This window comes from Mycobacterium sp., from assembly GCF_036488105.1.
In the GTDB taxonomy this organism is placed as follows: domain Bacteria; phylum Actinomycetota; class Actinomycetes; order Mycobacteriales; family Mycobacteriaceae; genus Mycobacterium.
In genome coordinates, this window is sequence record NZ_DASXHW010000114.1 from 1 (window position 1) to 5,501 (window position 5,501).

The 5,501-nt window shown below is 66.0% G+C and carries 7 protein-coding genes; 2 read left to right on the forward strand and 5 right to left on the reverse strand.

Features of this window, described 5'->3' with window-relative positions:
• From VGH54_RS06220 to VGH54_RS06240, 5 genes are all read right to left on the reverse strand, one after another.
• Positions 1–808: AAA family ATPase (locus tag VGH54_RS06220; protein ID WP_331511073.1), on the reverse strand; the 808-nt coding region annotated here is incomplete at its 3' end.
• A gap of 37 nt (positions 809–845) precedes the next feature.
• Complete coding sequence (locus tag VGH54_RS06225; RefSeq protein WP_331511068.1) at positions 846–1,328, reverse strand: hypothetical protein; 483 nt, start codon at positions 1,326–1,328, stop codon at positions 846–848.
• Positions 1,325–2,254: a DUF4129 domain-containing protein gene (locus VGH54_RS06230; RefSeq protein ID WP_331511074.1), complete on the reverse strand. Its 930-nt coding sequence runs from the start codon at positions 2,252–2,254 to the stop codon at positions 1,325–1,327. The genes VGH54_RS06225 and VGH54_RS06230 overlap by 4 nt, the downstream gene beginning before the upstream one ends.
• 95 nt (positions 2,255–2,349) lie before the next feature.
• Positions 2,350–2,808, reverse strand: coding sequence for an SRPBCC family protein (locus VGH54_RS06235; RefSeq protein ID WP_331511069.1), 459 nt, complete (start codon positions 2,806–2,808; stop codon positions 2,350–2,352).
• 14 nt (positions 2,809–2,822) lie between these two features.
• Entirely contained in the window at positions 2,823–3,491 is a 669-nt protein-coding gene (locus VGH54_RS06240) for a pyridoxamine 5'-phosphate oxidase family protein (RefSeq protein WP_331511070.1), read from the reverse strand.
• Positions 3,492–3,529: 38 nt separating this feature from the next.
• Here VGH54_RS06240 and VGH54_RS06245 point away from each other — a divergent pair, with 38 nt between their 5' ends.
• Together VGH54_RS06245 and VGH54_RS06250 are read left to right on the forward strand one after the other, a co-directional pair.
• Positions 3,530–4,846, forward strand: coding sequence for an aminotransferase class I/II-fold pyridoxal phosphate-dependent enzyme (locus tag VGH54_RS06245; RefSeq protein WP_331511071.1), 1,317 nt, complete (start codon positions 3,530–3,532; stop codon positions 4,844–4,846).
• A 138-nt stretch (positions 4,847–4,984) separates the two neighbouring features.
• Positions 4,985–5,501 (forward strand): hypothetical protein (locus VGH54_RS06250; RefSeq protein ID WP_331511072.1); only part of this gene is annotated, 517 nt, incomplete at its 3' end.

The following is a 5,501-nucleotide window of genomic DNA, read 5'->3' on the forward strand; positions in this document are numbered from 1 at the left end:
TCACGTAATCGCGGCCGAGAAGCAGCGCGCGAGCCCGCGCGAGCTGCACCAGATCGATCTCCGCACGCGGGCTGGCCCCCACCGCCACCTGCGGGTGATGCCGAGTCGCAGTAGCCAGCGACACCACATAGTGCAGGACGTCTTCGTGCACGCTCACTTGCTCGACGGACTCGCGCATCGCCAGCAGATCATGCGCGTCGACAACCTGATTGACCGTCGGCTCGGCCGATCCCCGATCCAGGCGGCGGCGCAACATGGACGCCTCGTCTTGCTCGGAGAGATAACGCAGTTCGAGACGAATCGCGAAGCGATCCAGCTGTGCCTCCGGCAGTGGATATGTGCCCTCGTATTCGATCGGGTTGTCGGTCGCCAGAACAATGAAGGGTTCGGGCAGAAGATGCGTCGTGCCGTCGATGCTGACCTGGCGTTCGGCCATCGCCTCTAGAAGCGCCGCTTGGGTTTTGGGTGGTGTCCGATTGATCTCGTCGGCCAGCAGCAAGTTGGTGAAGATCGGGCCTGGACGGAACTCGAAGTGACCCGACTGCATGTCGTAGATCGTCGAGCCGAGCAAGTCCGCCGGCAACAGATCGGGCGTGAACTGCACGCGAGTGAAATCTAGCCCGAGCGCCGCGGCGAAGGACCGGGCTATCAGCGTTTTGCCGAGACCAGGCAGATCTTCGATCAGCACGTGCCCGCGGGCGAGCACCGTTGTGAGAATGAGTGTGAGCGCCGACCGCTTCCCCACCACGACGCGCTCGATCTCGTCCAGCACCTCCACCGCGCGGGCGGCGGTGGTCGCCACCGGCATAGCCGTCTCCGAGGTCATATCCGCCGCTTACCTTTTGTCATACCTGCTCCAACCGTTCCAGGATTTCCTCCAGCGTCGCCCGGCCCGGCCCGGGTTCACTGCCACCGGTGTGCGCAACATTGTTCGGGTTCACCCAGGCCCACAGCTCCGCGCCGAAAAGTGTTCGCCCAGTGGCATCGAACGCCGCCGGGTCCTTGGCCTGCTTTTGTCCGGTCGCAATCGCGAACCGCCGCGCCAGCATGGGGCGCAAATGCCGGTCCCAATCGGCCCGGGTTGATTCCGACCGGTGAATCAGTGTCTGAGTCCGCGACAACCAGCCGCGCAGCGATTCCTCGAGAGCGTTCGGGATCGTCGACGACGGTGGTTCGAAATCGCGCCCAAGGAACTGGCGCACGCTGATCAATGCGAAAAGCACTGCGGCACCTGCCGCCCAGAACACGAGCCGGCGATCGTGCAGCGTCAGCGCGGCCAGCTCCGCGCTCAGCACCAGGGAAACACCAAGTGCGATCAGCTTTTTCATACCGAACTCCGCATGTCAGCGAGAACCAGCTGCAACACACGCAGTGCTCTGCTCCGATGCTCTTCGGTCATCACATGTGGGCTGAAGCGCGCCTCTTCGAACAGGTTCACCAGCTCCGCGGCATTGTCGATGTGCAGCGCGTGGTGTTCGACGGCCCGTGCCAAAACCTCTGTCGGAGTGTCGAAATCCTGCGGTGCCGCTCCGGGGAAATGCCGCAGCTCGAGTTCCATCGCCGCATAGCACGCGATGATCGCCTGCCGCGGTTCGTGATTAGGGTCCTCGATCTCAGCCAAGCCACTTTCGGCCGCCCGCACCAGCGAGGAGGCCGCGGCGGCAGAAATCGGTTCGCCGATCGGCGAGGGCGCAGAGACGCTCGGCTCGACTGTCCGGCGGCGGCGGGCCACCATCGCACCCGCGACGATCATCACCAGCAACGCCACCGTGCTGGCGATGAGATAGTGCAACACGTCACGATCGGCGCCATTGTCTTGCGACCCCGGTGGACGGGGCGCGTTGTTCGCCGGCGTGGAAACGGTGGATTGCGGAGTGGACGGCGGCTGGCCAAGTCCATGCGGCCCGACGAACCGCGACAGCAACCACAACAGCAGCAGCCACGCCAGCAACACCGCGAGCCCGATCAACAACACCCGCCATCCCGGTCGGCCCTGGCCACGGGAAAACCGGTCCGACAGCGGACTGGCGCTGGACGCAACTCGGCGCGGATCGCGCAATCGGCTGATCAACGCTACCGCCACGATCACCAGCGACACCGTGAGTAGGACCGCCACATAAAGCAGCGATGAACCACTCTGCGGTGGTCGCTGCTGGCCGGCATGCTCGACGCCGGGTAGATATCCGCGCAAAGACGCGGCGATAGCGATCAAGAGCACGATCACGGCGACCACGCGGCCCGTCGCCTTATCCATCATTGGCACACCACTCGACCGGTTGCCTGCCGCTGTTGCGGCCTTCTGGCCATCCTGGCACGTAAGTCGCCCGGACTGCCAGCGATCGGTGCAGTTCAGTGACGCTCGGCCAGCTCGGCAAGCCGATCCAGTGAGGCCCGAAGCTTCTCGCTCGTGGTAGCGCGGGCGCGCGGGAGCCGGTTCTGATCGGTCAATTGCGACCAGTCGTAGGTGTGGGTAACCCGGGTGCGGCCGCCGTCCAGCGGCTCGAGCTCCCAGCGCCACAGATGACCCGGCGGGGGTTGGCCTACCTCGGATGGATTCCACGCGATACTACGGGCTTCAACGAAGTCGACAACGTGGTTCTCGCGGATGCTGTCATTGGTCAGCGTCATGCGGAACACTTCACCGACGCTCCGGATCCGTTGCCCCGGTTCAGCTTTGACGAGGTTGTCATTGCCGTCCCACAGCGGCTGCTGCGAGGGGTCGGCAATCAGCTCGAAGATCCGCTCCGCGGTTGCGGCGATCTCGCGGGTCGCGCTCACCACCCTGGGGACTTCGGGGTCGTCGGCCACTACGCAATTAAAGATCAACCCCGCCGATAGGGCGCAAGGTAGGCCGGCTGTTGGATCGCCCGATCGAGGTCGTCGACGGGGATCGGCGTTCCCGCCCGCAGGGTGAGCGGCACGACGCCCGCCCAGTACGGCAACTCGGCGTCTTCCGGGTCGTCGACGGGCCCGCCGGTCCGCACCTTGGCCGACACCTCGACGAGATCGAGCGCCAGCACGGCGGTCGCGGCGAGTTCGCGCGCGTTGGGTGATCTGGTGTCGACGGAACGCCCGGGCGCGACGTGATCGAGCAGCGCCGCGAAAGCGCGCAATTTCTCGTCGCGGTCCTGCACCAGGCGGGCATTGCCGACGGCGACCACCGACCGGAATTCCATCGAGTGGTGCATCGCTGAACGGGCGAAGACCAGGCCGTCGACCAGGGTGGCTGTGACGCAGACGGGCAAGCCGCCCGTCGAACCTGCGGCGAGCATCGGGCCGCTGCCGGTGGATCCGTGCAGGTAGAGCATCTCGCCCAGCCGCGCGTGGGTGGTCGGCAACACCACCGGTCCATCGGCACCGACGAACCCGACGTGACAGATCAGGGCCTCGTCGAGAATGCCGTGAACAGTGGCCCGGTCGTAGCGAGCGCGCTCGCGATACCGGGTCGGGGTGGTCCGGTTAGTCGGTGCGTATGCCGATTTTGCAGACACGGTTGCCTCCAGATTTGTACTAGTACATACTTATCTCTGTGCCAGAACAATACACGATCCGCGGTACCGGTGCGGAGGCGATCGCATCCGACGTCGAAGACGCCATCTCGACCGGCGCCCTGGCGCCCGGCGCCGGGCTGCCACCGATCCGGCAGCTGGCCGCCCAGCTCGGCATCAACGCGAATACGGCGGCCGCGGCCTACCGCCTGCTGCGCGAACGCGGCGCCATCGAGTCGGCGGGCCGGCGCGGCACCCGGGTGCGGGACCGGCCTGCGACCACGCCGCGCTCGCTGCGGGGCATCGCTGTTCCCCCGGGTGTGCGCGACCTGTCCAGCGGCAACCCGGACCCGGCCTTACTGCCCATCGCTGGGCTCAGTTCGCGGCGAAACACACCAGTGCTGTACGGCGATCCGGCGGTCTCGCCCGAGTTGGCGGAGTACGCCCAGTCGTCGCTGACCGCGGACGGCGTTCCGGCCGAGCACATCGCGGTGACCGCCGGAGCCCTCGACGGCATCGAGCGGGTGCTTAGTGCCCAGCTGCGTCCCGGCGACCGCGTGGCGGTCGAAGATCCCGGTTGGGCGAACCTGCTGGATCTGCTTGCCGCGCTCGGCTTTCCGGCTGAGCCAATCAGAGTCGACGACGACGGGCCGCTGACCGCCGATGTCGCCCGCGCGCTGAGCCGCGGGGTACGCGCGATGGTGGTGACGACGCGCGCGCAGAACCCGACCGGTGCCGCCGTCTCCGCTGCACGGGCAAAGGAGTTGCGCGCGTTACTCGTTGACCACCACGACGTGTTGCTCGTCGAAGACGATCATTGCGCAGGCATCGCCGGCGCACCGTTGCACACCCTGGCCGGCGCGACCCGGCAGTGGGCGTTCGTGCGGTCGGCGGCCAAGGCATACGGGCCTGACCTGAGACTCGCACTGCTGGCCGGCGATCGGCGGACGGTCGAGCGCGTACACGGGCGGCTGCGGTTGGGACCGGGGTGGATCAGCCACCTGCTGCAAGACGTCGCAGTCAACTTGTGGCGCGACAAGGCCGTCAGCCGCAGGGTGCAGGAGGCCGAAATCGCCTACACCCGCAAGCGTGAGCTGCTGCACGCGGCGCTGGCCGATCGTGGTGTGGCATCTCGCGGCCGGTCCGGCCTCAACGTCTGGATTCCGGTGCCGGACGAAACGGTGGCGATCACCCGGCTGTTGAGCGCGGGCTGGGCCGCGGCGCCGGGAACACGATTCCGGATCGCAACTCCGCCGGGGATACGGATCACCGTCTCCAGCATCGACATCGACGACATCGGCCCGCTGGCCGACGCACTCGCCGAGGCGGTTCACGCCGTCGGCCGCTCCAGCGTCTGAGTTATCCACAGTTGGCAGCCCAAAGATGTTGCGCTTCAACCGATTACCAAAGTTCATCGATATGTTAGCCGCCGTCGGCTAATAATTGTGATGCAACCTCTCCCAAAGGACGCGGATATGCGAGTGAGACTTCGACAGGTGGCTTTGGTAGCTGCCGATCTGGCGCCGGTGGAGGCCGGCATCAGCGAAGAACTCGGAGTAGAGCTGTGCTACCGAGACCCCGATGTCGGGGTGTTCGGTCTCAAAAACGCGCTCTTTCCTATCGGAGACAAGCTGCTCGAAGTGGTCTCACCGGTGCGGGCAGGTACAACCGCGGGCCATCAGCTCGACAAGCGCAAGGGCGATGGCGGGTACATGGTTATTCTCCAGGTCGACGATCTCGATGAGATGAGGCGGCGTATTGAAACCCACAATGTACGAGTCGTTTTCACGGCGGCCCGGCCGGACATCACCGGCATACACCTGCACCCGAAGGACGTCGGCGCCGCGATTCTGTCGGTCGATCAATCCGACCAATGGGATGACTGGGGCTGGGCTGGACCCGACTGGCGCCACCACATCGCGACCCGCGTTGTCACCGACATGGTCGGCGTGGCGATGCAATCAGAGCACCCGGCTAGTACGGCCGAGAGGTGGGCGGCGTTGGTCGGGGGTG